A 26244-nucleotide genomic window follows, 5' to 3' on the forward strand; every position below is an offset into this window, starting at 1 on the left:
TCATGAAGACCGGGAACTCCCCGTAAGCTAGCAGCTATGCAGCAGCGTTATGTCGGGAACAGTGGGTTCCGTGTGTCCTCCTTGTCGCTTGGAACGATGTCCTGGGCACAGGAGACCGATGAGCAGGACGCTGCCGAAGTCCTCCACGCGTTCGTCGCCGCGGGCGGAACAGTGGTTGATACAGCAGCCTCCTACGCCCAAGGGCAGGCAGAGGCCATGCTTGGCTCCATGCTGGGCGACGTGGTAGCCCGCTCCGAACTGGTCATCTCCACCAAAGCCGGCGTGTCGTCGTCGGACTCCAGGCGCAGCATCAATGCTTCACGCGGGGCCATGCTGTCCGCACTCGATGCCAGCCTCGCAAGGCTGGGAACCGACTACATCGACATCTGGTTCGCCCACGAGTGGGACCCGAACGTTCCCCTCGAGGAGACCCTTTCCGCGTTGGAGCTTGCCCAACGGACGGGCCGGGCCCGGTACGTGGGAATTTCGAACTACAACGGCTGGCAGACCGCCAAAGCCGCTGCCGTTGCAGGCTTCACACTGGTTGCCAACCAGTCCGAGTATTCCTTGGTCCAGCGCAGGGCAGAAGACGAACTGATCCCTGCCGTGGAGGACGCCGGTTTGGGCCTCATGGCGTGGGCACCGTTGGGCCGGGGTGTCCTGAGCGGCAAGTACCGGGGACAGATCCCAGCGGATTCCCGTGCTGCGCAGAACCGCCTGGCTGCGTATGTCGAGCCCTACCTCGAGCCGAGGGCCTCGCGGGTGGTCGAAGCAGTGGCCATGGCTGCGCGCGGCCTGGGGCGCTCACCCTTGGACGTGTCCCTAAGCTGGCTGCTGTCCCGGCCCGGTGTGGCGACGGCGATTGTCGGCGCCAGAAACGCGGTACAGCTCAAAGAGCTCCTGGACGCCCAATTGACGGTGCTGCCGGCGGAGATCGGACGCGCCTTGGAAGACGTTTCCGCAGCCTAGTCCTGCCGGCGGTCCAGGATGTCCAGCAGGTAGCTGCCGTATCCGCTCTTGGCCAGCTTGGCAGCCTGTTGGCGAAGTTCGTCGTCGTTCAGGTAGCCCATCCGCCACGCCACCTCTTCAGGCGCACCGATCTTCAAACCCTGCCGGTTCTCCGTGGTGCGAACATAGTTCGACGCATCGTTCAGGTCGCTGAAGGTGCCGGTGTCCAACCATGCTGTGCCGCGGGGAAACTTCTGCACGTGCAGTTGCCCCATTTCCATGTAGTTCCGGTTGATGTCCGTGATCTCAAGTTCCCCGCGCGGTGACGGCTTTAGGTCCTTTGCCATGGCAACGACGTTGTTGTCATAGAAGTACAAGCCGGGGACGGCGTAGTTGCTTTTGGGGAAGGCCGGCTTCTCTTCGATGGACACCGCCAGGCCGTCGTCGTCGAATTCCACCACACCGTAGGCCGACGGATCCTTGACCCAGTACCCGAAGATGGCCCCGCCGTCGACGTCCACATAGTGGCGCAACTGGTTGCCCATGCCGGGCCCGTTGAAGATGTTGTCCCCGAGGATCAGGGCCACCTTGCCGCTTCCAATGTGCTGCTCCCCCAGGATGAACGCCTGGGCCAGCCCGTCCGGCGTCGGCTGTTCCGCGTACGTGAGGTTGATCCCAAACTGTGAGCCGTCGCCCAGGAGCCGCTGGAACTGGGCGGCATCGCCGGGAGTGGTGATGATCAGGACATCCCGGATCCCGGCGAGCATCAGTGTGCACAGCGGATAATAGATCATGGGTTTATCGAACACCGGAACCAACTGCTTGCTGATTCCGAGCGTGATGGGATGAAGCCTTGAACCCGTCCCACCTGCAAGAATAATTCCTCGCAAACCTGCCGTCCTCACCTGTGCCCAGTGCCGCCGCGGACGGCTACTCTAGGGCCATGCAGAGAATCCTTGTCACCGGCGGGGCCGGATTCATCGGATGCAACTTTGTCCACTACATCATGGGGCACACCGGCCTGCATGTCACGGTCTTGGATAAATTGACCTACGCAGGCAACATCGGATCCTTGGCCGGTTTGCCCCCTGAGCGCTTCTCTTTCGTTCAGGGCGACATTTGTGATGCTGCGGTAGTGGAGCCCCTGACTGCCGACGCGGACGCTGTGGTGCATTTTGCCGCCGAATCCCACAACGACAACTCCCTGGAAGAACCGCGGCCGTTCCTGGACACCAACCTGCTGGGAACTTTCACCCTGATCGAAGCCGCACGGAAGCATGGCACCCGCTTCCATCACATCTCCACGGACGAGGTCTATGGCGACCTTGCCCTGGATGAACCGGGCAGGTTCACCGAAGAATCCGTCTACCGGCCCACCAGCCCGTACTCTGCCACGAAGGCGGGCTCGGACCTGCTGGTGCGGGCATGGGTCAGGTCCTTCGGGCTCAAGGCAACCATCAGCAATTGCTCCAACAACTACGGTCCCTACCAGCACGTTGAGAAGTTCATTCCCCGTCAGATCACCAACATCCTGGAAGGGTCCCGGCCCCGCCTCTACGGCAATGGACGCAACGTCCGGGACTGGATCCATGTGGAGGACCATTCATCGGCTGTGGTGGCCATCCTTGAGGGTGGGCGCGTGGGCGAGACTTACCTGATCGGGGCCGACGGAGAACGGTCCAACCAGGAAGTGGTGGAAAAGCTGCTGTCCATCACGGGGCTGCCCACCGACGCCTACGATCTGGTGACTGACCGCCCCGGCCATGACCTCCGCTACGCCATCGATTCCAGCAAGCTGCGCCGGGAACTCGGATGGTCGCCCCGATACTCGGATTTCGACGCCGGGCTGGCCGACACCGTTCAGTGGTACAGGGACAACGAAGACTGGTGGCGACCACAGAAAGCGTCGACCGAATCCAAATACGCCGGTCAAGGCCACTAAGCCATGGAGCCGGCACAGGGTCTGCGCTCACGGACGACGACAATCCCCGGACTGGTGCTCTTTGAGTTGCCAATTCATGGAGATGACCGCGGATGGTTCAAGGAAAACTGGCATCGGAACAAGATGCTGGAGTGGGGGCTTCCGGATTTCGGGCCGGTGCAAAACAACATCTCGTTCAATGCCGCGCGTGGTACCACCCGGGGAATCCATGCCGAACCGTGGGACAAGTTCATTTCAGTGGCAACGGGCAAAATCTTCGGTGCCTGGGTGGACCTGCGCGAGGGCCCCGGCTTCGGAACGATGTTCTGCGCGGAAATGACGGCCAAGGACGCGGTGTACGTTCCCCGGGGTGTTGGCAACGCCTTCCAAACGCTGGAGGACGACACCGTGTACACCTACCTGGTCAACGATCATTGGACTGCGGAGGCACAGAAGGACTACACCTTCCTCAACGCTGCCGACGCCCACGCCGCCGTTCCCTGGCCGATTCCCCTCACCCGGGCTGTCCTGTCGCCGCAGGATAAGAACCATCCGCGGCTGCCGGACGTCAAGCCCATGCAACCGCGGCGAACGCTGGTGCTCGGAGCGGACGGGCAACTCGGCAAAGCCCTGCGGAGCGCGTATGCCGGCCTGGACAGCGTTGAATTTGCCGGCCGTGCAGACCTGGATCTCACGTCAGCGCAATGGTCTGCGGCACGGGATTGGCGGAAGTACTCCACCATCATCAACGCAGCGGCCTTTACAGGGGTTGACGCCGCGGAGACCAGGGAAGGCCGTGCAGCCGCCTGGGCCATCAACGCAACCGCCGTGGCCGGCTTGGCGAGAACCGCCGTCGAGCATTCACTGACGCTGGTCCATGTCTCCAGCGACTACGTCTTCGACGGAACCGAAGACGTTCACCGGGAAGACGAAACTCCGACGCCACTGGGGGTATACGGCCAAAGCAAAGCGGCCGGGGATGCAGCCGTGGCCGCAGTGCTGCGGCATTACATCGTGCGAACCAGCTGGGTAGTAGGTGGGGGTCGAAACTTTGTTCGAACGATGGCCGCACTTGCCAGGCAGGGGGCGTCGCCGGCGGTGGTCGATGACCAGTGGGGCAGGCTGAGCTTTGCCGCCGACATCGCCGCCGCCATCCGCCATTTGGTAGATACGCGGGCCCCGTACGGCACGTACAACGTCAGCAATAGCGGCGAAGCGGCATCCTGGGCGGGCATTGCCCGGGAAGTGTTCCGGCATTACGGGGCGGACCCCGGACGGGTGAAGAATGTCAGCACCGCAGACTATGCCAAGCCCGGGACCGCCCCGCGGCCCCGCAGCAGCGTCCTTGACCTTTCAAAAATCAGGGCCGCCGGATTTGACCCGGCTCCAACACACCTGCGCCTGAGCGAGTATTTGGACGGTTTGGAAACCTAGCGGCCACCGGGAAAAAGGCCTACAGTGGCCGTACGGCAGCCCATGTGAGGCAGGGCCGGGAGACAACTCAAGTGAACATGTTCGAAGGGCAACTCCGGTTGCCCGCGGCGATCCAGGCAGTGCAGCAGCGTGGATCGCCGGCTCAATTGTTGTGTCCTGAGTTGGACCCTGAAGCCTGGAGAGCCGAGAATGCTGCTGCCGAAGATTGCGCCCCGACACGGCGCACTCCCCCGCCCGGGTTCTGCCCTGCAGGTGAACAGCAGCGCCATGCTGTTCACCACGCATGAGCGCCGTTCCAGCGAAGAACAGTGGGTGAACCTGGGAGGCGCCCTGGTCAAACTGATGGGCTTCCAGCCGGCTGTGGAGCTGATCATGGACCGTGCAGTGGCCGGCGGCCTGAAACCGTTGGGCATTTGTTCGGCCAACCTTGACCACCTCCGCCATTTCGGTGCCGGGAGCCGGTGGCAGGGAACGTTGGACCAGCCTGCCCCGGTGGAATGGTTGACGCTGCTCGATGGTGCGCCGTTGGTCACCGAAGCGGCGAGGATCACGGGCCGGGCTTGGCCAAGGCTGGCCGGCAGCGACATGGTGGGCCCTTTGCTGGATGAGGCCGAACGCCGGGGTCTCCGTGTGGGTTTCCTGGGTGGAAGCGGGCAGGCCCATGAGCTGATCCGGAACAGGTTTGCCCGGGAACGCCCCGGTTTGAAGGTGGCGGGCTGGTGGGCGCCTGAGCGCCCGGTCCTCAATGATGTGGACTCCTCCCGGCGTTTGGCCGCTGACATCGCCGGCAACGCCGTGGACCTCCTTGTGGTGGGCTTGGGCAAACCCCGGCAAGAGCTGTGGATTGCCGAATACGGGCCCTTGACGGGGGCCAAGGTCTTGCTGGCCTTCGGTGCCGTGGTTGACTTCCTCGCCGGCAGGATCAGCCGCGCTCCGGAGTGGGCGAGCACGCACGGGCTCGAATGGGCATGGCGGCTCATGCTTGAACCGCGACGACTCGCCAAGCGGTACCTGGTGGACGGTCCAGGGGCCTACCTGAGATTGCGGACCTCCAGCAGTACCGCACCACCTGACACGGTCAGGGACCCTGCCCGGATCACTAATTCGGATTCCAACGCGCCGGAGGACATGTCCGGCAAGGCTACTTTCGGACGGTTCGTCCCGGCGGCGGGCAGGGCCGACGTCGCGGTTCTGGTGGTGACGTACAACAACGCCGACGACGTCGGTGCACTGGTTGCCGGGCTCCGCGAAGAAACGGCGGAGCAGTCCATCAGGGTCGTGGTGGCGGACAACTCCCCCGATGACCGGACCATGGCCGAGGTGCGGCGGCATCCGGACGTTATTGCTGTGCGTACCGGGGGCAACCTCGGGTACGCCGGCGGCATCAACGCCGCGATGCGGGTGGCCGGAGAAGCCGACGCTTACCTCATCCTCAACCCGGACCTTCGGGTGGAGCGTGGCGCGGTAGCAGCGCTGCGCCGGAGGATGGCCGTTTCCGGCGCCGGGATGGCAGTTCCGGTCCTGCTGGACGACGACGGCTCTGTGTACCCGTCATTGCGGCGGGAGCCTGGCGTTCTGCGAGCGCTGGGTGATGCTGCTTTGGGTGGTCGGGTGCGGGGCAGACCGGGGTGGTTGTCCGAGATGGACTTTGATTCGGAGAGTTATCTTCATGCGCACCGCGTTGAGTGGGCAACGGGTGCGGCGATGTTGATCAGCGCTGATACTGTCCGGGACATTGGGGCGTGGGATGAACAGTTTTTCCTGTACTCGGAGGAGACCGATTATTGCCGGAGGGTGCGCGATTCGGGCCGTTCGATCTGGTTTGAGCCCCTTGCCCGGATGTGGCACGAGCGTGGGGGTTCGGGTAGTTCGCCGCAGTTGACGGCGTTGATGTCCGTCAATCGTCTCCGGTATGCGGCTAAGTATTGCGGCGGGGGCAGGCTGGCCGGATTTACGGCGGTGGCGTTGGTTGCGGAGCTTCTCCGGCTCCACAAGCCTGGGCATCGGGAGGCCGCGTTGGCATTGGTGGACCGGCGGCGGTGGCAGGCTTTGCCTCAGGCCACGGGCAGGAAGGGGCGTCATGTGCAGGAGATGGGTCCACCATCGGGTGCTGTGATCATTCCTGCCCACAATGAGGCGTCGGTCATCGCCAGGACCTTGCGGTCCTTGGAGGGCGTGATCGCTTGGGGCACGGTGGAGGTTATTGTCGCCTGCAATGGGTGTACGGATGGGACGGAGGCGGTGGCCTCGGGGTTCCAGGGGGTGCGGGTCCTTCGGGTTGGAGCGGCGTCGAAGGCGGCTGCGTTGAACGCGGCTGACCAGGTAGCGGAGCGGTGGCCGCGGCTTTACCTTGATGCGGACATTGAGGTCACTGCGGAGGCCCTCCGCGCGGTCCTGGCCTCTCTCCAGGAGGGTCCACTGCTGGCAGCCCGTCCGGCGTTCCGCTATGACACCGTGGGTGCTTCGGCGCTGGTGAAATGTTACTACCGTGCGCGGGCGAGGATACCGTCCAACGCCCGGGGGCTTTGGGGTGCCGGGGTTTATGCCCTGAGCAGGGCCGGTCATGATCGGCTTGGCGGATTTCCGGTCCTGACCGGTGATGACTATTACGTGGACCGCCTCTTTACCGCGGAGGAGAAGGCCGTTCTGCCCACCGTGCCGGTGGTGGTGAGGACTCCACGGACGCGCTCTGCCCTGTTGGCTGTGCTGCGCCGGGGTTACCGTGGCAATGCCGAACAGGACGGGCAGGAGTCCGGAGCGTCGACGTCCCGGACTCTCCGGGAGCTGCTGGGCTCGATCACCGGGCCGTTTTCGGCGATTGACGCCATGGTCTACGGTGCCTTCGCCGTGGCCGGCCGCCGTCGTCCGCTGTTGGAGCGCAAGGCGGCACACGGCTGGGAGCGGGACGAGACCAGCCGGTAGTCAGAAGCCGCAGCTCCCGCCGCCTTCGATGCGGTAGAGGTGGACGGCGTTGCCGTCGGCGAAAGTGTCGGTGAAGGTGCCCTCGACCACCGGGATGGTGCGGTTTTCGTCAATCACGACGGCGGTGCTGCCGCCGCATTGGAGGCGGAAGCTTGCCGGACCTCCGGTGTTCTTGTTGGCCCCGGCGAACACGTAGACCTTTCCGTCATGGAGTTTGGTGGTGATATCCACCGGACCTGCTGCGGTGGTGGCGCCGTCGAGGAAGGGGGCGTTCAGTACTGGGGCGAGTGTGGTGATTTGGTGGTTGACGGCGGTAAGTGTGGGCACGATATTCCGGCCGCAGTCCCTTATTACGTGTTGGGTGACGCACTCACCGCCGAAATTGTGGTTGAAATAGATGATTCCCCTGGCACCGTGGATGAGGCTGCTCCACACGGCGGCCCTGAGTTCGGGGCCGGTGATGGTGGTGGTGTTGGGGACATCCCCTGACGGGTGGCCGTTCTCCACGAACGCCCATACAGGAATTCCGGCGCCGGGGTCCTGGAGTTTTCGCAGTCTGTCGATCGTCCAGCCGTAGTTGGCGGCGAGCCGGCATTCCTCACGGGTCAGGTCCCTCGTGTATCCGATGATCGCACCGCCTTCGCCTTTGCCGCAGATGTTGGGATCGGTAAACCAGTAGTTGTCGGCGGAAACCACATCCTGGACTCCCCGGATGAATCCGTGCGCTTCCTCGTCGGATTCCCAAAAGGTGACGCCCTTGCCGTAGTTGGAATAGAGCAGGGCGCCCTGTGGCGCGGTCGCGCGCCGTTCCTTTTGAATGGTGTACCCGCACGGTGTGCCGGCAGGGAAACACGGCGCACCTTCACCGGGGTATTTTCCTGTCCAACGGGCATCCCCCGGTCCGGCCCACATGTCCACTTCATCGCTGAGGACGAATCCGGCAGCAGCGTCATGCCTGAAAGTGGGCAGCGCGTACATGCCGGCGTCCTTGATCAACTGGACGTCTGAGTTCCCCGTCAGTTCAACGTAGGTGTTCAGGCCTGCCGCAGCGTCCATGGCAGTGTTGCCTCGATCCAGGACGCTTTCGAGCCACACGCCGATAGGAAAGAAGGATGGGTCTGTGGGGAGGCTGTTGGTGAATTTGCCGTAGTAGTCCGGGCCTCCGTCCACCTCCCTCAGGACCGGGGAGGAAGCCGGGATGGCGGGGCGGCTGTTGGAGGTTTCGGGAGCCGGGGACGCCGGGGTACCCGGCGGCGGGCTTGAACCGACGACGGCGATCAGGCTGACTGCCGCGATGGCGAGCGTTGAGCCGGCCCAGAGGCCCAGTGTTCTTCCCTTCATCGTGTGCCTCCCGTCTGGATGCGGGCGGCAAGGATACGTGCGCTCTTGGCGACGTCGAAAGATTCGGCCAGGGTTCTCCGTGCCCGCTGTCCCATGGATGTGGAGATCGAGGGGTGGTGGAGAGTGTGAAGGATTGCATCTGCGAGGGTTTCCGGGCTTCCCGGGGCCACCAAAGTACCCGATTGTCCGGTGGTGATCAGGTCCGGGACACCGCCTGCTGATGTTGCCACTATGGGAAGTTCCATGGCCATGGCTTCCATGATGGCCACGCCCAGGGGTTCCTGGTGGCTGGCTAGGGTGAAGACATGTGCTTTATCGAGCTCTTCCTTGATCCGGGCTTCGGAGACGGCGCCCAGGAGTCTTACCCGGTGGGTTAGATCCAGTTCCTTGGTGATGTTCTCCACTGTTCCCCTGTAACCTCTGCCTCCGAGCTCGTCCTCGCCGGCGATGGTCAACTGCACATCTATTCCGGTGTTGGCGATGATGCGGACCGCTGCGAGGAGTTCCGCGTAGCCTTTGCTGGGGTTGAGGCGGCCGCAGCAGAACAGCCGTGCCGTTCCGATGCCATCCCAGGGAATGTAGAGGCTGGTGCGCCTGAAGGTGGACAATTCCACACCCATGGGTGCCACGCTGAGGTCCTCAGGCATGATGCCTTCCAGTTGTTCCCGCACTTCAGTCAGCAGCCGCTCAGTGATGGCGATGGAGAACTTGGCGTTGATCCATTTCTGATGCTGGTTTGGTCCGTAGTCACTGAGGGGCCCATGGAGGGTCAGGCTGTAGGTGATTCCAGACAGTAAATGGGCGAACAGCGCAGCTTGGGCGGCGTGGGCGCACGAATGGACATGGATGTGTGACCAGCCCCTGGCTTGTGCGTGCCGGGCAAGGGCGGCTCCTGCCCAAAACAGTCCGGCCGTTCGAAGGACGTCTGGAATTTGCGCCGTGGTACCGGTGGTGCGGCGCAACAGCCCGGACGCCGCTGCAAGGGCGTCCATATGCCCCAGTCCGGCGAGGGCGGATGTAGCTGTGCCCCCGATATCCGCCATGCGTGGTGGGGTGAGGTAATGGATTTCGGGTAGATGGTTCCCGGCCCACGGAGGAATGGCGCCCTCCTGCTTTGGGCGTCGGGTGGAAACGGGCTCCGGTTGATGGCCGAGGTCGACCAGTGCTTTGAGTTCACGCCAGAAGAATGCGTGCGTTTGACCCGGGAACTCCGGTACCAGGTAGCCGAATCTGGTCATTACTGCATCTTCCCTTGCCGTTATCGGCTGTTCGTTGGTTGTACGGGGGCGGTGCTTCTCCTGTTTTCCCGGGGTTGCAGCTGGGGGTGGAGGCCTACGAGGATTTCGGAAGGCGGCAGCGCGTTGTTGTCGTTGATTGCGTCCTTGCCTGGAAGGACCATGGAGGAGGTAGTAGTTTCGGTGCTGCCGCGGTCCCTGCGTTTGCTGGAATCGTCCTTCGGTTTCCTTCCGCGGTTCCTGGAAGCCTCCACGGCACGAGCCAGTGAAACCGAGCCAAGGGTGAGAACGAGACCGGCAACGACCACAACTATGACCGACCTCAACCTGCTGGAAAATTGCTCCGTGGCTTTCCCGGGCGAGGCTACGGCGAGCGCCGTGAACAGGTACCTGTCGGAGGCGCCGTTGACAGTCTGGATGGTCCGAAGGTCTTGTTCCAGGCGCTCCCCCAGTGCTTTGGCTGTATTGATGGCCTGTGCTTTGTCATCTGAGATTCCGGAGATGTCGATCAGGAAGGCATCCGAGGGCCGTTCCACTTTGTAGTCTGTGCTCAGGCCTTGTGCGGCCAGGAGATCGCCGGTGGCAACATCGTTCAACCGGGTCACGGCAACCTGGGCCACGAGGGAGGTATCGGCGGACCGCAAGTAGGGATTGTCGCTGTTGAGCAAGCCCAGGGCCGGATCCTTTTCGATTTGCTCCGAGGTTGGTACTTGCGGGGTGACGATGGCGAAGGTTGTCCGGGCTTCGTAGGTTCGTGGGGCGTAGGAGAACATGTATACCGCCGCCACGGCCGTCAGTAAGAGGACGGGGAGTACGAAGACTTTGTATCTCCACAGGGTTTTGAGGACGGCTACGGGGTCCATGGTTCCTCCTTGGGGAGTAGTTGCTTGGTGCTCTCTGGTGACTCGTTTTTGTTGTCCTGCGCGGCATGTTCTTTATGGAGGCCCAGTTCCTGGCGGACCATGTTCCAGGTTCCGCCGGCCAGTCCAACGATGAAAGGATAGGTGAGGGCGAAGACCGGGAAGGACATGGAGTCGAAGGTCAGGGAGCAGATGGCGGCCACGATTCCTGCCGCAGCGATCGCCCCCGCCAGGCAGCGCAGTGCCGGGAGGCGCGAAGCCCGGGCTGCGAGGAGGGCGGACAGGCCCGGAAAAGTCAGGTAGGCGATCAAACCCACCAGTCCCACCAGTCCGATGGTGACAGTTGCATTCAGGTATTGGTTGTCAAGGATGTGTATTGCGTTCGTTGGCATGTAGTTTCCCGGGCCGACACCGAACAGGGGATGCTCCTGGACCATGGCAGCGACCCGCGGATAGTTGTTGGTCCGGGTCGTGATGGAGGGATCGCTGTCTCCGGCTGTCAGGGAGGATGCCAAGGTGCCGACCAGGCCGGGTACGCCAAGGAACAGGGCGGCAACAATGACAGGGGCGGCAACAAAGGCCCAACGCCGTGCCAACCGGGGCAGGAACGGCAGGAACACTGCCATCCCAGCCAAGAGGCCCAGGATCCCCGACCGTGAGACTGTGGAGGCGATGGCGAAGACCAAAAGCGCTGTGATGGTCCAGTGCACCCACTTTTTGCCTCGGGGGTCATACAGGCTCCTCCATATGGACAGTGGGAGGAGCATGGCGCAGATAACGGCCATCTCGATGGAATGGAAAGTGCTGCCGGAGACCCGCATCAGCGAGCCTCGTATCTGGAACGTTGTGTTTCCCCCGTTGTTGGTGAACCCCGGCATAGCCATTTGCAGCCATTGCATGGGATCAACCCGAAAGAAGAATTGAACTGCGGCCACCACGCAGCAGAATGCCGCTCCGGCCAATAGGGCCCGGGTCAAGGCCATGGCAGCGTTCAAGGTCCTGACGGCCTCTGCCGTGACGAGTATGATTCCTGCACTGGCCAGCAGGAGAATCAGCCATCGGTCAGCGGCTGCGCGTGCAGGGCTTTCGCTGCCCCCTGTGTAGCCGGAGTACATGGCCGCATAGGAAGCACAGGTCCCTACCCAGAGGAGGACGAAGCCCATCCGCCCGGGGTGCCGGGTATCCAAAGGGTTGGTCAATCCAAACAGGACCGAACACATCCACACGGCCAACAGCAGCAGTGCGATCAACAGCGGCACCGTCCCTACGGCTCCCAGCGGTTTCAGGACCATGTTGGAGGGAAAGAAAAAGATTCCGAAGGCGGCGAACTTCAACAGCAAGGGCACGTGCGGACCCGCCGATGATCGGCCGGCAGCGAGGTCATCCAGCACGGGAGGTGATGGGCGCCGGAGGCTTGGGAGGGTCCTTGAAATCTTCATGGCAGCCCCGGGCTTCCCGGTTCCCTGGCACAGGCCGATTCAAGGATCGTGGCGAAGTTTTCGCAGGAAACCGACCAGTCCAGCCGCCGACGCTGCGCGATCGCCGTGGCCCGTGCGGAAATATCGGGTGCCTCCACAGCTTGTGCAAGTGCTTCTGCCAGCTTGCGGGGCGAGGCAGGTGCCCACAGAACATCGGGGTCCCTCATCACCTGCGCCGCGAAGGACGATTCATTGAGCACCGGTACGTTGCCTGAGGCCAGCAGTTCTTCTGGCACGAGCGAAATGTTGGTAAAGGAGATTGCCAACCCCGCGATGGTGCGGTTGTAGAGATCGTTCAGTGCTGCCGGGCTGAGGTTTCCATGGTTGGTCACCGGGATGGACCACCCCGTGATCTTGTCTCCGTAAACGTGTATTTCCTGCTCCGGATGCAACGTGTGGAAGTGCTCCAACGCCAGTTTGGCCAAAAGGTAGCCGCGTCGATCCACTGCACGCTTGGCGTAGTAGACCACCCCTTGGCGGGAAGCGCGGCTCTCTGGCCTGTCCAGGAGGCGGTAGGTAGCTGTGTCGCAGGCGAACGGGACCGTGGCGTCGGGAGCCTGCCCGGTTTCTGCCTTCATCACGGCGGCGATCATCTCTCCGAGGCCGATGGTGGTGAATCCCAGTCTGTAGCTGTCCTCTGCCAGCCAATACAACGTGCCGCGGGGATAGAAGTAGGGCTCGTAATCCTGGATGAAGTAGAAGCTGTGAAGGTCCGGACCCCGCCGGGCGGCTGCCGCGTACGCGGTTGGCCATGAACTGGCGACCACCGCGTCCATACCTTCGAAGCCGTCGGCCACACTCCGAATCCGGGCGTTGACTTCAGGCCAGTATTGCCGGATGACGGAGGTATGCCGGGACACGTCGTCGTTGTTGCGATCGTAAAGGAAGAGCGTGCATCGATGGCCACGCTCGCCCAAGGCCTGCACCATGCGGAAAAACGTGGTGTGGCCTCCGGAACCGGGCCCAGGCGGTGTGCAGACCCAGCCGACGTCAAGGCTGCCCGTTCTTGGACGGGCACCGGCGGCCGCACGTCGCCTGTCCAGGTCCATGATGTCCTCAGGACGAACAGGAAGCGTGGGCTCCGCCCAGGCAAGGTTTTCCAGCGCTTTGACAGCTGTCCTGTGCAACACCTTGGTGGCGACCGAACCCCAGCCATCGTGCCTCGCCTGGCTGATGACCCTTCCTGCAAGGCCTCTCACCGCGCATCCCCCCTTTCAGGGCCAAGGGAGGCGTGGCGGAACGAATGAAGTGCCTGCCTGCGCACCTCCAGGGGTATCCCCGCTTTGGCGGAGAGCATCAACAAGCTCTTGTCCTGGGGTGCCTCGCGCAGGAGATGCTCGATCTCCTCCTGGCCAAGGGGTACTTCGGCGGAGTGGACGATCGCCCGCATTTCGCTGACGCTGGCCTCCGGGCCACCGGCAACTTCATCGACATAGAGGCCGTAGAGCATCATTTCAGAGAAGTGCAGCTGCCCGCCGATGGCGGTGGACCAATCCCGGCCCGTGACGTCCTCGACGTGCCCGAGCATGTCCCTCACTACCGAAGGCTCCCACAAGCACGGCCAGCAAATGTAGTCGGCCAAGTCGCCGTCCGGAGGAGGCGCAAGGCCCAGCAGCCGCCGGGCCGAGACATGCCAGAGCCTGTGCCCGGGAAGGGTCGCGTCAACGGCCCCTGGTGCTCGGTAAAGGGGAATGCGTCCGTTCCGGCGGAACGTATCAAGGGTTGTATGGCGAATGAGCACACTATCGGAGTCCAGGAGCAGGGCCCCGGCGACATCCAGCCGTGCCACAACAGCCAGTTTGATAATCTGCTGGGCGATCCACCCGCGGACCGGTGGCCAAGGGCGGGCTGCATTGATCCAAACGTTGTAACCCGGGGACCTGAAAAACGAGGCCGGAAGGAAGTCCCGCGCTGCGTGCACTGCTGTCCGGGGCCCGCGCAGGCCGCTGAAGGCAGGAAAATCGCGGTCCGGCACCACGATGTGGTGCACCACGCCGGGATCAGTCATCTCAAGCACTGAGTTGTTGAGGTCCCCGCACAACTCACGATCCGGCAAATAGCTCGGAGTCACCACTGCCAGCTCCCCGCTGCCCAAGGTGCCCCGATTCGTGGCCCGGTGCTTCCCCATCATGCCGGCCCTTCCATTTCATGCGCCCGCACAGGAAGGGATGGCCCTTGCCCGAGCAAGCCACGCACTGTCCCCGCCAGTTGTTTCCCCTGCCGGAACGTCAGCAGCACATAAAGGGCTGCGCCCAGCAAACTTCCCAGCACAACCGCCATCCACGGTTCCGTGATGCCCATCGTGGCAAGCCGGGCCGCATATCCGGCCGCTATTGCCGCCACTAGAGGAGCGATACTTCCACGCACCAAATCCCAAGCCCGGACACCCAACACGGAGCTCAGAACCTTGAGGTACAACGGGATGACAACCAGGCAGGCGGCAGCAGCATGCGCCATTCCTGCCCCCGCTATCCCCCACTGCCGGATCGAGAAATAAAGGGCCGGTACCAGGACTGCGAGCCACGCCACTTGAACCCAGAACAGCCACGCTGTCCGGCCCGCCCCGACGGAAAGGTCAGCGAACAGTTCAACCAGAATCCTCGCCGCCCCGAAGACCCCCAAAGTTGCCAAGGCGACCGACGCCGGCTCCCACCTGGAACCAAAAAAGGCCAGGACCAGTGGGTGGGCCAAACCAACAACCAGCGCCGAAATCGGAAAAGCGACGTAGGCAACCCCAGCCACGAACCGGCCAGCCAGCAGCCCCAGCCCGCCCTCCGTATACAGGCGGCCGAAAACCGGAACGGCAGTTGCCCTGATCACCGAAGTGATGACGGCGCTCGGCAACCCCGCCAGATTGAAAGCGAGCAGATACAAGCCAAGCGCCGTCGGATCCAGCATCCGGCCAATCAGTAGGTAGTCAACGTTCAGCGTCACGAACACCACCAGGTTGGCCATGGCCAGCGGCATGCCCAGCCGCAGAACTTCCACAGCAACCGTCCGGTCAAACCCAGGGCCGAACCTCTTGGGCGTAATGATCCAGTAGCCCGCCATGGCCACCAGCTGCCCGCCGACCCTGGACCAGGCGAGCGCCATCGCTCCCCAACCGTCCAGCGCCATCGGCACCACCAGTACCAAGACGGTGACCAGGCTGCAGAGGTCGACGACGACCCTCGGCTTTTGCAGGAACTCCCGCCACACCATGGTCGAAGGAACGGCACCAACACCTTGAATGAGGATAGTGAGGGAGAGTACCTGGATCACGGGCGTCGCAGCCGGGTCATCAAAGGCCGCCGCCAAGGCAGGTGCCAAGGCGATCGCCGCCGCCGTCATGACACCGCTCGTTACCAACGCAATGGAGAAGACCGTAGGGGCAATCCTGTCCGGATCCCCTGTGCCGCGCGCCAAAGCCGCAGTCGCACCAAGCTCGGCCATGTTCGTTGCGATGGTCTGGACCACAATAGCCACCGCCAATGCCCCAAAGTGCTCTGGAGCAATCATCCGGGCCACGATGATGGTGGTGGCAAACTGGACAATCCTGCCCAAGGCCATGTTGACGCCGCCCCAAAGCGTGGCGCTCGCAGCCCGGTTGCCCAGTGTGCGGTCCTGGCCGCTGAGGGTAGTCACGAGATTCCCGTCATGGCCCATAACCGCCACCGGACCCGGTCCAGCTGGCTTCGCACAAACCCGGCCGCCAGCCTTCCCGGACCCGGCTTCCGGCCCCGGGCCGCCCGGGCAATCCTGGCCTGCAAGGCATTGGCCCGGTGAATGTTCCCGGGCACTTCGTGGAGGCATTCGATAAACTTGCGCAGTTCAACAGCGGACTCCACCGGGCCGCCCCTGTCCATTTCCCTGAACCCCAACTGCGCGGCCTCCTTGCTGAGGGCACACTTGGCCCGCCGCACCTGCCGGGCCCGGATCTCCGGATTTCCCGGAAACCGCGAGTCCTCAAGGACCCTGAAAGCCGCCAACCGGTGCTTCAGATCCACCGCGGCCGCTGCGAACTCGGTTTGGTGCATGTTGGCACCATGGACCCGGTAGAAAGCCTGCACCGGCCCGTTGATCCGGCCCACATCCCAGGAACCCGCAGCCCGCAGCCAATACTCCAGGTCCCCCGAGTGCGGCAGGGTGGTGCTGTAAGCACCTACAGTGAGCACCGCCGCCGTCCTCATCACCGCCTCGGGCGAGAGGATGAAGTTCCTGCCCCTGGCGCAGGCCAGTGAAATCCACGCCCGGCCGCCCCAAACGGTCCACGTGCTGTGTTCATGGGCGGCAGCCGCCGGAGGCCTGTCCGTGAAGTCCCGGGGAAGGCCGTACACCATTCCCACCTTCGGATTGGCTTCCATCAGTGCCGCAGCCCGGGCCAGCGCCCCGGGGGCTATCAAGTCATCCGCGGACAGAAGCGTCACGTACCGGCCCCGGGCCCTGGAGAGGCCGTCGTTGTACGTTGCGATGTGACCCAGGTTTCTTTCGTGAAGCACCACGCTGATCCGGGGGTCCTCGGAGGCCAGCCGCCACGCCACGGCGGCGCTGCCATCAGTGGAGGCATCATCGACCACGATGACCTCGACGTCCACGCCTTCCTGTTCCAACGCGCTGGCAACAGCCTCAGGCAGGAAGTGTCCGTAGTTATAGCAAGGCACCACCACTGAAACACTGACCGGGTGGCGCAAGGGAACGGGCCGCATCAATTTCATTGGATGCCCTCCAATGCAGGAGAATTTCCCCGCCGGATCACCCGTGCCGGGACCCCTGCCCAGGTCTCCTCGGCCGGCACGTCGCTAAGAACCGCCGCACCCATGCCGATCGTGGCATTGGCACCGATCGAGGTGCGCTCGCGGACGCTGGCATTCATCCCGATGTAGGCGGCACGGCCAATATGCACGTTGCCGCCCAGGGACACCCCGGAGGCGAAGGTGGCAAAGTCGCTGATGTCGTCATCGTGGGTGAAGGTCACCCCTGGCATGGCCACTACATGGCTGCCGATGGTCACGGAGGCCGTCATGCTGACATGGGCCAGGAGAATGCTGCCCTTGCCGATCATGCAGCCTTCGGGTATTTGGACGGAGGGGTCGATCGCTGTGGCGTAGCGTTCTTCATCCAAGCCGAGGGTCCGGAGCCGCATCACCACTGCTTCCCGCCCCGTTCCCGACCCTATGCATACCAGCAACAGTGCATGGGGGAATTTCAGGGCGTCCCGCACTGGACCAAGGACGTGGGCGCCGTCCACCACCCGCCCCAGTTTGTCTTCGTCGTCGTCGAGGATTCCCACCACGTCAAAGGGCCCGTTGCTGCGAACCATCGCCAGGACTTCCCTGGCCAGGCCGCTGGCTGCGATGAGGAGAAGTTCGCTCATGTCAGTGGACCCGCTGCCCGAAGCACTGAATCGATGACCCGGACCTGGTCATGCAGTGAAAGCTGGTGGTAGAGGGGCAGGATGATCGTGTGGTCCGTCAGCCATTCTGTGGCCTGCAAGGACGCGTCGCCGGTGTCTTTTCCGGCGTATGCCGGTTGACGGTGGGCTGCCATGATTCCGCGTCGGGCAGAGATGCCGTCCTCGGCCATTACGGACATCAGCCCGTCCCGTCCCAGGGGAAAGCCGGGTCCGACTTCAAGCCAGCATGATTGGAAATTGCTGGTTCCGTAGTCCGGGTCGCTGACCAGCCGGAGCCCGTCAACACCTGCGAAGGCGTTGGCGTAGGTGGCGGCCAATTCCCGCCTCCGTTGGATGACCTCGTGGAGCCGGCCCAGTTGGACGAGTCCGACGGCGGCCTGAAGATCGGTCATGCGGTAGTTGAACCCGATCTCGAGGTACTCCTCCGGGGGAGCAAGAATGCTGGCATGCCGCTCGGCAGCAGAGACACTCATGGCGTGTTCCCGGAGGCGGCGCGAGGAATCGGCGACGTCCCGCCGTGAGGTGGAGAGCATGCCGCCCTCCCCTGTGGTGAGGACCTTTCGCGGGTGGAAGGACCAGGCCGCCACTTCCGCTCCTGCCCCCACAGGCCGGCCGTGGTATCGGGATCCAATGGCACACGCAGCATCTTCGACAACGGTGATCCCCAGGGGATCGCACAGCGCGCGGAGGGGAACCAGGTCAACGGGCACCCCGCCTTGATCAACGGCGATTACAGCTTTGGTGGCCGGAGTCAGTGCTGCCTGCACTGTCTCAGCGGTGACACAGCCGGTCAGGACGTCGACGTCGGCAAAGACCGGACGCGCTCCCACATACGTTGCCGCATTCGCTGTGGCGATGAAGGAGAACGATGGCACTACCACGTCATCCCCCGGGCCCACCCCGGCGGCCACCAGGGCCAAGTGCAGTGCGGTGGTGCAACTGGAAGTTGCCACGGCGAAGCCTGCCTGTTGCACCTGGCAGAACGCTTCCTCGAATTCGCGGACCTTGGGACCTTGGGCTACCCACCCTGAGGCGATCACCTCGGCCACTGCCTGGGCTTCCTCCACGCCCAGCCACGGCTTCATGACATCGATGCGTGCCAAGTGGAGCCCGGAGGTTGTCATCTTGCACCGCCTACCGTGGCGTCACTGTGGCTGGTGGTCCGCGTTGCGGCAATCTCTTCGCGCAGCGGCCGCCACCAGGCAACCAGCGAGCGCAGTCCATCCTCCAGGCCCACCGCAGCCTCGAAGCCGAGGTCCTGGCGTGCGGCCGAGGTATCGGCCAGGCGACGCGCCACACCGTTGACCGCCCTTTCCGGTCCATGCTCCAGGTGCAGGGGGGACTCCATGACATCAAGCAGCGTCCGGGCCAATCCCGCGAGGCTGGTTTCGTGTCCGCTGGCCACGTTATAGACGCCCTCGGTGATGTTGCCGGCTGCCGCCAGGACGTTGGCCCTGGCTACGTCGGCGGTATGGATGAAATCCATGGTTTGCTGCCCGCTGCCGAAGACCAATGGCGGACGGCCATCGACGATCCGCTCCATCCAACGGACCAGCACTTCGGTGTAGAGCCCGTGTACGTCCATCCTTGGGCCGTAGACGTTGAAGTACCTCAGTGCCACGTAGTTCAGGCCTGACATCGCCCGAAAGCTCCTTGCCATTCCCTCGTTGAAGGATTTGGCTGCCCCGTAGAACGTGTCGTTGTTGTGATGGTGGTGGCGTTCGGTGGTGGGAAATTCTTCGGCCATGCCGTAGACCGAGGCACTGGAGGCCAGTACGAGCTTGTCCACAGGGTGTTCGGTGGCGGCTTCGAGCACGTTGAACGTCCCGTCCACCAGTACTTCAAGAGCCAACCGTGGTTCTTCGGCGCATTGGGTGATCCGGATGGCTGCCTGGTGGAACACCAGGTCTTTGCCGCGGGTGAGGTCGTGCACCAGGTCGCGGTCCCGCAGGTCACCCTCCACCAGGTCCACCCGTTCACTGGCCAGGGCATCCTCCAAGTTTGCGAGGCGTCCCCGCACGAGGTTATCCAGGACGTCCACGTGCGCCGCACCGGCGTCGAGCAGTTGGTCTACCAGGGTTGACCCTATGGTTCCGGCGCCACCGGTGACCAGGACGTTGGCGCCCAGAAGATTTTTCACCGTGCAACCTGGAGATTGACTTCGTTGCCGGCTACCACGGTGGACTGCCCGTCGGTGCTCAGGCTTTGCGTGACGGCTTCCAGTACGGACAGGACACGGAGCCCGGATTCACCGCTGGTACGGGGCATGGTGTGGTTACGAATGGAGGAAGCCAGCTCGGCCACCACTTGGCCCAAGGGCTCGCGCTCCTGCAATGCCGGGGACCACGTGTCCCCCAAGCGGTAGGAAATGGCGGAGGTCCGCTTGTCAGCTGCGGACCTGGGCTGCTGTTCCAGGCTCACGCCGCGGTCGTAGACGCTGAGGCGCTGCTGCGGATTGAGGTCATCCCACACGAGGGTCCTCTTTGACCCTCCGATGATCATCTGCCGGATCTTGGTAGGACTGAGCCAGTTCACGTGGATGTGGACCATGGCGTCGTTGGGAAGCCCAAAGGTCAAATGTCCCACGCAGTCACGGCCGGTACCCAGCGGATCTGCCCCATGGGCCGCTATCTCCGTGGGATGCAAGCCGCCCGGCAGCACGAAGTCCAGGATGGAAAGGTCATGGGGGGCGAGGTCCCAGAAGACGTTGACGTCCGGTTGGACCAGGCCCAGGTTGATGCGGACCGAATCGACATAGAGGATATCGCCCAATGCCCCGGTGGCTACGAGCTCCTGGATCTTCAGGACGGCCGGGGTAAAACAGTAGGTGTGGTCAGCCATTAACACCAAGCCCCTGGCTTTGGCTTCCTCAACCATTTCCAGGCCCTTTGCCCGGCTGTCCGCCAGCGGCTTCTCCACCAGCACATGCTTCCCCGCCCGAAGCGCCGTCATCACCACTCCGTGATGGGTATGTGCCGGCGTGGCCACCGCCACGGCGTCCAGGTTATAGGTGTCCAACAGCTCATCCAAAGACTCGACGACGGCCACCCCGCCCACCGTTTCAGCGAGCCTGAGACCCCGTTCCACGTCCAGGTCGCAAATAGCCACCAGGTCCCAATCGGGGCTGGCTTTCAGGTTCCTGGCAAGATTCGGACCCCAATATCCTGCCCCCACCACTGCAATGCGAAGCTTTGGCCGCAGTGCGTGGCCGTTCAGTTGTCCTGATGGAATAGTTCGTATGCTCATTTCCCACTCGACTTCTGTGTTGAAAGCGCGGTTCTTGTCAGGTACTGCGTAACGTTCACTAATAGGCGCCGGACGGTCGGGTCATGGCCCGGAAAGTCCGCCACATGATCATGAGGTCTCCCGCTATGGACCAGTTCTCCACGTAGTAGAGATCCAGCCGGACTGCCTCGTCCCAGGGAAGGTCCGAGCGCCCATTGATTTGCCACAAGCCAGTGATTCCGGGCTTGATCAGCAGCCGCCGGTGCGTATGGCGCTCGTAACCGCTGACCTCCCGTGACAGTGGCGGCCGGGGCCCCACCAGGCTCATGTTCCCCATCAGGACATTCCAGAATTGTGGAAGTTCATCCAGGGAGTACTTGCGCATCCACCGGCCGCACCGGGTGATGCGGGGGTCGCCGCGGATCTTGAACAGGACCCCGGCGCCCTCGTCCTGGTTGCTGAGGGCTTCCAGGTGCGCTTCGGCGTCCACCACCATGGAACGGAACTTCAGCATCTGGAAGGTGGTGCCCTGCTTTCCGATCCTCTCCTGCTTGAACAGGACAGGTCCGGGGCTGTCTGCCCGGACGATGACGGACAGAATGAGCAGGATCGGGGCCAGCACGAGCAAAGCAGCTGAAGACACTGTGATGTCCATTAGTCGCTTCAATGTGTGCTTGCCGCCGGAATAATGCGGAATGTCTACATGCATCAGGGGAAGGCCCTCGACGGGTCGCCAGTGGATGCGGGGGCCCGCCACGTTGGTGAGGGTCGCGGCAAGGACCAACTCAGCGGCGTTTTCCTCCAGCTGCCATCCCAGTTCCTGGATGAACTGATTTCCACCAGGCACCGGGCCGGCGACGATCACCGCGTTGGCACCGGTCTGGCGGACGGTATGGGCAACCCCGTAGATGGAGGCCAGGACCGGTACGCGCAGGTGGTCCACTGCCAGGACAGTACCGCGCCGCGCCCCTGGGAGGCAGGCGCCGAGAATGTCGTAGGCGGCGCCGGACTTTCGGTTGATCTGCTTGATGACGTACCTGACGTCCTGGGGTTCGCCAACAACGATTGCGCGGGAAAGGCAACGGCCCCTGGACTTTTCGTGGCTCAGCCAGCGGCGGAAGCCCCATCTGCTACCCGTCAAGGCCACCAGGCCCAGTGGCAAGGAAACCAGGACAAAGGAGCTGACGGCCTCCAAACGGAAGACCACCGCTACGATGCCCAGGAAACCGAAAACCCGGAAACTGGCCGAGAGAACCCGTTTGTATTCCTCCGGGCCGACCCCAAGGACTTTGGGATCCCGGGTTCTGTACACCTCCAGGGCCGCCACCCAGACAACTCCGAGGACCAACCCCATCACCAAGTGGTGGACCTGGGCCGGCGTGGCGGACGATGCAGCCATGGCATTGGTATTGAGTGCTATCCCGGCGACGACTGCCCCGGCAACCAACGCCGTGTCAGCCAGCCGGAGGCTGTTGGTCAGGAAACGTGTCCACGTCAAACGGTCTCTGAACGGTGCCTTGGCCCGCTCGCGGCGGTGGGTGACTGGCGGCGATATGGGGTCCAGGGTGACATCCGACCTCAACGCCGCCAGTCCCGCCTTTTCAGTCCGCTGTGCAGCAGCGGACTTGCCAATCCAGGGAGACAGAGGCGGATTGACGTCGGCCACGGCAGGCGGAACTGGGAACGCTGACCCCGCGGGGGCATGCGCCGCACCCTGGGGTGCCGCTACCTTGCCTGATCGCAAGACTGGAACTCTAACCATGTCAGCCCTCTTTGCAGACCTGCCGTTGCCTACCTATCAGTGAAGCCGCGGCAATCCGGAGGCGCACCAGTAGTCGATACTCAACTTTGCGCAGGATTACCTGCCGCCCCTACGTGCGAGTACCTGCGTGGGGATGCCGGGACTACGTGCAGCGGTGACTAAAAACTCCGGAAATCCGGGCGTGGAAGGCTACAAACGGGACGAACAGGGCACAAAAAACCGGCCACCGAAGTGGCCGGTTGACGGGTTCCTAGTCCTCGACGATTTCTAGGTCTTCGTCCGGTACCTCGTCGTCTTCCTCTTCCTCGTCATCGAAGACCTGGAGCGGAGTAACTTCGGAATACGCCTCATAGAGTGCATCTTCGTAGACTTCGAAGGCATCGGCAACGGCGAAGAACGCGGACTCAACGTTGGGGTCGCCCTCGCCGCGACGGGCGGATGCGGCAGCCAGATGTTCTTCAAGGGCGGCGGTCAGTGATTGAAGCGCGACACGCGGATCGATGCTCATGACTTCACGTTAGCCGGAAAAGGACGAAAATGGAGAGGGATGAGAGAACAATTTCCGGGTAGCTCCGTAGAGCGCCAAAGAGACTACGCACGTCAGTACGAGTACCTCGTCCTGACGGTGGGACCTGACGATTCGCTGCCCGAGGCCCGGCGCCGGCTCGCGGAACACTCCGAGTACGGCAAGTGGGAACTCGAACGCAGCGTGCTCTATCTTGGCGGCGGCCGCCGGTTTTGGCTGCGCCGCAAGGTGTATTCGGTGCAGCGGACCGTATAGTCCCCTAACTTTCCAACGGCCCCAACCAGGCGTTGGCAACGGTGTTGTGTGCGGATTCGTCATTGGATGGATGGAAGATACCCGCCAGGACGTCCCGGTAGAGCCGTTCCATCTCCGAACCCCTGAAATAGCTGGAGCCGCCTGTGACGCGGATGGCCAGATCCACCACGTACCGCGCGTTTTCCGTGGCCCGGGATTTCAAGCCCACCAGCCGAGGGAACCACTGGGTTCCGTGATCCACCAGGTTGTCCACGTCACGGGCAAGACCGGAAATCTGCGGTGCGATCCCATCCATGGCCATTGCGGCGTCGGCCACCTTCCACCGGATATCAGGGTCCTGGGCGAAGCTGCGTCCGCCGTGCTTGGCCGACACCCGCCGTTTGACGTTCTCCACTCCAAGAGTGAAAGCACGCTGCGCCACTCCCGTGTACACCGCGGCGAGGAGCGTTTCGAAGCACGCGAAAATGGCGAAGATCAACAGGTCCTTGTTGGGGCCGACCGGGAGCTTGCGGAAGATCCGCTCTGCCGGGATCACGGCTCCATGCAGGAGCGTAGTGTTTGAAGCGCTCGCCCGCATTCCCAAGGTGTCCCAGTCGCTGAGGGTCTCGTGCCCGGGCTCGTCACGGCGAAGAAAGCCGAAAACCAGTTCGCCCTCGCCTCCCCTGGCGGCGGAGTCCTTCCCGAAGGTGCCCAATCGGGTCCAACCACGGGAGAGGCTGGTGAAGATCTTCCGGCCAGTTAATCTGTAGCTTCCATCGGCTAACGGTTCCGCGGTGGTGCCGGAGTCGAACAACATGGAATCGTTGCCCGCCTCAGAGATGCCGAAGGCGAAAACTTCCCCTTGTCCCGCTTCCTTGAGGACGAAGTCCAACGAGTTGTCCCCGCGCGCGGCCATGACCTGCGCGACGCCGGTCCACACCAAGTGCATATTGATGGCCAACGCTGTGGCCGGGGCGGCCGTGGCCAGCCGTTGCTGCAAGGCCGCTACAGCTTCGAGACCGAGTCCGAAGCCGCCGTCGGATGCGGGTACGAAAAGCTTCAGGTATCCGGCTGCAGCCAGATCCTGAAGGTCCTCATGGAAGAACTCGTTGTTTTGGTCGTAGGCGGCAGCACGGCCGCGCAGTCGCTCAAGCAGGTCGTCGGGGAGGATTTCCTCAGGAGCCATCACCAGGCCTCCTTCTGTTGTGGTCTAGTAGTTGCTCAGCAGCCTGTTCAGGACGCGGGCGCCGAACTGGAGGGACTCGGCCGGAACGCGCTCATCAACACCGTGGAACATGCCGGTGAAATCGAGTTCGTCAGGGAGCATCAAAGGGGCGAAGCCGTAACCGGTGATGCCGATCTTGCTCAACGATTTGTTATCCGTGCCGCCGGAGAGTGTGTAGGGAAGGACCTTCGCGCCGGGATCCTCCGAGTGAAGGGCGTCGATCATGGAGTCCACCAGGTTCCCGGCGAACGGCACTTCCAAGGACACATCCTTATTGACATAGCTGATGTCGATGCCCTCTCCCGCCAGTTCCTTGATGGTCTCGAACACCAGCTCCTGCTGGCCGGGCAGGGTGCGGCAGTCCACAAACGCCTCGGCCGACTCCGGAATGACGTTGTGCTTGTACCCCGAACGCAACAGCGTGGGGTTGGAGGTGTTTTGCAGCGTCGCACCCACAAAGCGGGCCACTGTGCCGAGTTCCTTCAGGATGATGTCCGGGTTGTCGGGATCGAAGTCGACGCCGGTCAGTTCGGTAACGCCGTCCAGGAACTGCCGCGTGGTGGGAGTGAGTTCCACCGGCCACTTGTATTCACCGATCCTGGTGACGGCAGCTGCCAAGCGCGTGACGGCGTTGTCGGTATTGATCTGGGAGCCGTGGCCCGCACGGCCGTGCGCCACCAGGCGAAGCCAGGAGAGGCCTTTCTCGGCTGTTTGCAACAGATAGGTCCGTTGACCGCCGATGGTGGCCGAGAAGCCACCCACCTCCGATATGGCCTCGGTGGCGCCGTCAAAAAGCTCACGACGGTGTTCGATCGCGTAGCGGGCGCCGTAGGTGCCGCCTGCTTCCTCATCGGCGAAAAACGCGAAGATGATGTCGCGCTTGGGTTTGCGGCCGGTCCGGGCGAAGTCGCGCATGACCGAGAGGATCATGGCGTCCATGTCCTTCATGTCCACGGCGCCACGGCCCCAGACCAGCCCGTCCTTCAATTCCCCGCTGAAGGGATCAACGCTCCATTGATCCTTGAGGGCGGGGACAACATCCAAGTGTCCGTGGACCACCAAAGCATCGGCCGAGGGGTCCTCGCCCGCCATTCGGGTGACGACGTTGGCGCGTCCGGGGGCGGATTCGAAAATCTCCGCCTCGAGGCCCACCTCGGTGATAAGGCCGGCCGTGTACTCGGCTGCCGCGCGCTCTCCCGGTCCGGAATCGTCCCCGAAGTTGGAGGAGTCAATACGGATCAGTTCCTGGCAGATCCGGACAACTTCATCTTCGGGGCGGATGACAGACATGGAAACTCTCCTTGCGTGGCTGGGCTGCAGTCTCGGCGATGTGCACTGCGGCTTTGGCAGCGTGACCATCGCGTATGCCATCAGCCTACTCATGGGGCGCGCTCCCCGTCAGGAATGCATGGCGCCGGAAGTCCCCGGGTGTCCCCCGGCGCCCGCCTGACCAGCGCCGATTTTTCCGCCGCCGGAAACCGTGTTAGAGTTTTTCTCGCTGCTTCGGAGGAAAGTGAAGCACCGGAAGGTGCAAAACGGCTCATCCGAACACCACCTGCGCGGGTGGCGGAATGGCAGACGCGCTAGCTTGAGGTGCTAGTCCTCGAAAGGGGGTGGGGGTTCAAGTCCCCCTCCGCGCACTATCGCAAGGCCTGGAATCCACGGATTCCGGGCCTTGTTTTGTCTCCCGATCATTCCCTCTTGCTACAGAGCGCCCGCCTGGCTGCAGGTTTTGAGCCCG

Annotated in this window: 22 protein-coding genes and 1 tRNA gene; 6 read left to right on the top strand and 17 right to left on the bottom strand. The window is 63.1% G+C overall.

Features of this window, described 5'->3' with window-relative positions; all coding sequences use genetic code 11:
- Positions 1–36: 36 nt before the first annotated feature.
- Entirely contained in the window at positions 37–969 is a 933-nt protein-coding gene (locus tag M1D51_RS10240; protein ID WP_458109388.1) for an aldo/keto reductase, read from the top strand.
- On the opposite strand, the gene rfbA is transcribed toward M1D51_RS10240, so the two are convergent.
- The gene (gene rfbA / locus M1D51_RS10245) at positions 966–1838 is read right to left on the bottom strand and encodes a glucose-1-phosphate thymidylyltransferase RfbA (RefSeq protein ID WP_458109389.1); all 873 of its coding nucleotides are present in this window, start codon (positions 1836–1838) and stop codon (positions 966–968) included. The two genes, M1D51_RS10240 and rfbA, sit on opposite strands and share 4 nt — an antisense overlap.
- A gap of 53 nt (positions 1839–1891) precedes the next feature.
- On the opposite strand from rfbA, the gene rfbB reads away from it, so the two are divergent.
- The 3 genes from rfbB to M1D51_RS10260 all read left to right on the top strand — a co-directional run bounded on the left by rfbB (position 1892) and on the right by M1D51_RS10260 (position 7225).
- The gene (gene rfbB / locus M1D51_RS10250; RefSeq protein ID WP_458109390.1) at positions 1892–2890 is read left to right on the top strand and encodes a dTDP-glucose 4,6-dehydratase; all 999 of its coding nucleotides are present in this window, start codon (positions 1892–1894) and stop codon (positions 2888–2890) included.
- A 3-nt stretch (positions 2891–2893) separates the two neighbouring features.
- Complete coding sequence (locus M1D51_RS10255; protein WP_458109391.1) at positions 2894–4303, top strand: sugar nucleotide-binding protein; 1410 nt, start codon at positions 2894–2896, stop codon at positions 4301–4303.
- Between the two features lie 189 nt (positions 4304–4492).
- Positions 4493–7225 carry a WecB/TagA/CpsF family glycosyltransferase gene (locus M1D51_RS10260; RefSeq protein ID WP_458109392.1) on the top strand — a complete coding sequence of 911 codons (2733 nt, stop codon included), beginning with the start codon at positions 4493–4495 and terminating at the stop codon, positions 7223–7225.
- On the opposite strand, the gene M1D51_RS10265 is transcribed toward M1D51_RS10260, so the two are convergent.
- The 14 genes from M1D51_RS10265 to M1D51_RS10330 form a co-directional block, all read right to left on the bottom strand.
- Positions 7226–8566, bottom strand: coding sequence for a hypothetical protein (locus tag M1D51_RS10265; RefSeq protein WP_458109393.1), 1341 nt, complete (start codon positions 8564–8566; stop codon positions 7226–7228).
- Positions 8563–9804 (bottom strand): exopolysaccharide biosynthesis GT4 family glycosyltransferase EpsE, encoded by a 1242-nt coding sequence (epsE, locus tag M1D51_RS10270; RefSeq protein ID WP_458109394.1) that lies wholly within the window; start codon positions 9802–9804, stop codon positions 8563–8565. The genes M1D51_RS10265 and epsE overlap by 4 nt, the downstream gene beginning before the upstream one ends.
- 20 nt (positions 9805–9824) lie before the next feature.
- The gene (locus M1D51_RS10275) at positions 9825–10664 is read right to left on the bottom strand and encodes a YveK family protein (protein WP_253951545.1); all 840 of its coding nucleotides are present in this window, start codon (positions 10662–10664) and stop codon (positions 9825–9827) included.
- Positions 10652–12100 carry an O-antigen ligase family protein gene (locus M1D51_RS10280; RefSeq protein ID WP_172324298.1) on the bottom strand — a complete coding sequence of 483 codons (1449 nt, stop codon included), beginning with the start codon at positions 12098–12100 and terminating at the stop codon, positions 10652–10654. The genes M1D51_RS10275 and M1D51_RS10280 overlap by 13 nt, the downstream gene beginning before the upstream one ends.
- Positions 12097–13338, bottom strand: a complete 1242-nt coding sequence (locus tag M1D51_RS10285; RefSeq protein WP_458109395.1) for a glycosyltransferase family 1 protein — start codon at positions 13336–13338, stop codon at positions 12097–12099. The genes M1D51_RS10280 and M1D51_RS10285 overlap by 4 nt, the downstream gene beginning before the upstream one ends.
- Positions 13335–14270 (bottom strand): DUF6492 family protein, encoded by a 936-nt coding sequence (locus M1D51_RS10290; protein WP_458109396.1) that lies wholly within the window; start codon positions 14268–14270, stop codon positions 13335–13337. The genes M1D51_RS10285 and M1D51_RS10290 overlap by 4 nt, the downstream gene beginning before the upstream one ends.
- Entirely contained in the window at positions 14267–15763 is a 1497-nt protein-coding gene (locus M1D51_RS10295) for an oligosaccharide flippase family protein (RefSeq protein ID WP_458109397.1), read from the bottom strand. Before M1D51_RS10295 ends, M1D51_RS10290 begins: the two co-directional genes overlap by 4 nt.
- A complete protein-coding gene (locus M1D51_RS10300; protein WP_458109398.1) occupies positions 15760–16833 on the bottom strand; it encodes a glycosyltransferase in 1074 nt (357 codons plus the stop codon). Before M1D51_RS10300 ends, M1D51_RS10295 begins: the two co-directional genes overlap by 4 nt.
- A complete protein-coding gene (locus tag M1D51_RS10305) occupies positions 16830–17492 on the bottom strand; it encodes an acetyltransferase (RefSeq protein WP_458109399.1) in 663 nt (220 codons plus the stop codon). The genes M1D51_RS10300 and M1D51_RS10305 overlap by 4 nt, the downstream gene beginning before the upstream one ends.
- Positions 17489–18655 (bottom strand): DegT/DnrJ/EryC1/StrS family aminotransferase, encoded by a 1167-nt coding sequence (locus M1D51_RS10310; protein ID WP_458109400.1) that lies wholly within the window; start codon positions 18653–18655, stop codon positions 17489–17491. The genes M1D51_RS10305 and M1D51_RS10310 overlap by 4 nt, the downstream gene beginning before the upstream one ends.
- On the bottom strand, positions 18652–19671 hold the full coding sequence (locus M1D51_RS10315; RefSeq protein WP_458109401.1) for an NAD-dependent epimerase/dehydratase family protein: 1020 nt from the start codon (positions 19669–19671) through the stop codon (positions 18652–18654). Before M1D51_RS10315 ends, M1D51_RS10310 begins: the two co-directional genes overlap by 4 nt.
- On the bottom strand, positions 19668–20777 hold the full coding sequence (locus M1D51_RS10320; RefSeq protein ID WP_172324526.1) for a Gfo/Idh/MocA family protein: 1110 nt from the start codon (positions 20775–20777) through the stop codon (positions 19668–19670). The genes M1D51_RS10315 and M1D51_RS10320 overlap by 4 nt, the downstream gene beginning before the upstream one ends.
- A 58-nt stretch (positions 20778–20835) precedes the next feature.
- On the bottom strand, positions 20836–22518 hold the full coding sequence (locus M1D51_RS10325; protein ID WP_458109402.1) for a sugar transferase: 1683 nt from the start codon (positions 22516–22518) through the stop codon (positions 20836–20838).
- A gap of 250 nt (positions 22519–22768) precedes the next feature.
- The gene (locus M1D51_RS10330) at positions 22769–23026 is read right to left on the bottom strand and encodes a hypothetical protein (RefSeq protein ID WP_172324528.1); all 258 of its coding nucleotides are present in this window, start codon (positions 23024–23026) and stop codon (positions 22769–22771) included.
- 39 nt (positions 23027–23065) lie between these two features.
- On the opposite strand from M1D51_RS10330, the gene M1D51_RS10335 reads away from it, so the two are divergent.
- Entirely contained in the window at positions 23066–23299 is a 234-nt protein-coding gene (locus M1D51_RS10335; RefSeq protein WP_017200923.1) for a DUF5703 family protein, read from the top strand.
- A 4-nt stretch (positions 23300–23303) separates the two neighbouring features.
- Here the strand turns inward: M1D51_RS10335 and M1D51_RS10340 are convergent, their stop codons facing one another.
- Both M1D51_RS10340 and M1D51_RS10345 read right to left on the bottom strand, forming a co-directional pair.
- Complete coding sequence (locus M1D51_RS10340; RefSeq protein WP_458109403.1) at positions 23304–24464, bottom strand: acyl-CoA dehydrogenase family protein; 1161 nt, start codon at positions 24462–24464, stop codon at positions 23304–23306.
- Between the two features lie 24 nt (positions 24465–24488).
- Positions 24489–25793 (bottom strand): M20/M25/M40 family metallo-hydrolase, encoded by a 1305-nt coding sequence (locus tag M1D51_RS10345; RefSeq protein ID WP_458109404.1) that lies wholly within the window; start codon positions 25791–25793, stop codon positions 24489–24491.
- A 267-nt stretch (positions 25794–26060) separates the two neighbouring features.
- On the opposite strand from M1D51_RS10345, the gene M1D51_RS10350 reads away from it, so the two are divergent.
- Positions 26061–26143 (top strand) — tRNA-Leu (locus M1D51_RS10350).
- Positions 26144–26244 lie beyond the last annotated feature (101 nt).

The sequence above is a fragment of the Arthrobacter sp. R3-55 genome (genome assembly GCF_054161505.1).

What these genes read in the sequence shown, in the direction of transcription:
- M1D51_RS10320 (WP_172324526.1), bottom strand. Translation starts at nt 20,777, where the DNA reads ATGAGCATACGAACTATTCCATCAGGACAACTGAACGGCCACGCACTG.
- M1D51_RS10260 (WP_458109392.1), top strand. Translation starts at nt 4,493, where the DNA reads ATGCTGCTGCCGAAGATTGCGCCCCGACACGGCGCACTCCCCCGCCCG.
- epsE (WP_458109394.1), bottom strand. Translation starts at nt 9,804, where the DNA reads ATGACCAGATTCGGCTACCTGGTACCGGAGTTCCCGGGTCAAACGCAC.
- M1D51_RS10275 (WP_253951545.1), bottom strand. Translation starts at nt 10,664, where the DNA reads ATGGACCCCGTAGCCGTCCTCAAAACCCTGTGGAGATACAAAGTCTTC.
- M1D51_RS10280 (WP_172324298.1), bottom strand. Translation starts at nt 12,100, where the DNA reads ATGAAGATTTCAAGGACCCTCCCAAGCCTCCGGCGCCCATCACCTCCC.
- M1D51_RS10265 (WP_458109393.1), bottom strand. Translation starts at nt 8,566, where the DNA reads ATGAAGGGAAGAACACTGGGCCTCTGGGCCGGCTCAACGCTCGCCATC.
- M1D51_RS10335 (WP_017200923.1), top strand. Translation starts at nt 23,066, where the DNA reads ATGAGAGAACAATTTCCGGGTAGCTCCGTAGAGCGCCAAAGAGACTAC.
- M1D51_RS10345 (WP_458109404.1), bottom strand. Translation starts at nt 25,793, where the DNA reads ATGTCTGTCATCCGCCCCGAAGATGAAGTTGTCCGGATCTGCCAGGAA.
- M1D51_RS10255 (WP_458109391.1), top strand. Translation starts at nt 2,894, where the DNA reads ATGGAGCCGGCACAGGGTCTGCGCTCACGGACGACGACAATCCCCGGA.
- M1D51_RS10340 (WP_458109403.1), bottom strand. Translation starts at nt 24,464, where the DNA reads ATGGCTCCTGAGGAAATCCTCCCCGACGACCTGCTTGAGCGACTGCGC.
- M1D51_RS10325 (WP_458109402.1), bottom strand. Translation starts at nt 22,518, where the DNA reads ATGGTTAGAGTTCCAGTCTTGCGATCAGGCAAGGTAGCGGCACCCCAG.
- M1D51_RS10240 (WP_458109388.1), top strand. Translation starts at nt 37, where the DNA reads ATGCAGCAGCGTTATGTCGGGAACAGTGGGTTCCGTGTGTCCTCCTTG.
- M1D51_RS10305 (WP_458109399.1), bottom strand. Translation starts at nt 17,492, where the DNA reads ATGAGCGAACTTCTCCTCATCGCAGCCAGCGGCCTGGCCAGGGAAGTC.
- M1D51_RS10330 (WP_172324528.1), bottom strand. Translation starts at nt 23,026, where the DNA reads ATGAGCATCGATCCGCGTGTCGCGCTTCAATCACTGACCGCCGCCCTT.
- rfbB (WP_458109390.1), top strand. Translation starts at nt 1,892, where the DNA reads ATGCAGAGAATCCTTGTCACCGGCGGGGCCGGATTCATCGGATGCAAC.
- M1D51_RS10300 (WP_458109398.1), bottom strand. Translation starts at nt 16,833, where the DNA reads ATGAAATTGATGCGGCCCGTTCCCTTGCGCCACCCGGTCAGTGTTTCA.
- M1D51_RS10290 (WP_458109396.1), bottom strand. Translation starts at nt 14,270, where the DNA reads ATGATGGGGAAGCACCGGGCCACGAATCGGGGCACCTTGGGCAGCGGG.
- M1D51_RS10310 (WP_458109400.1), bottom strand. Translation starts at nt 18,655, where the DNA reads ATGACAACCTCCGGGCTCCACTTGGCACGCATCGATGTCATGAAGCCG.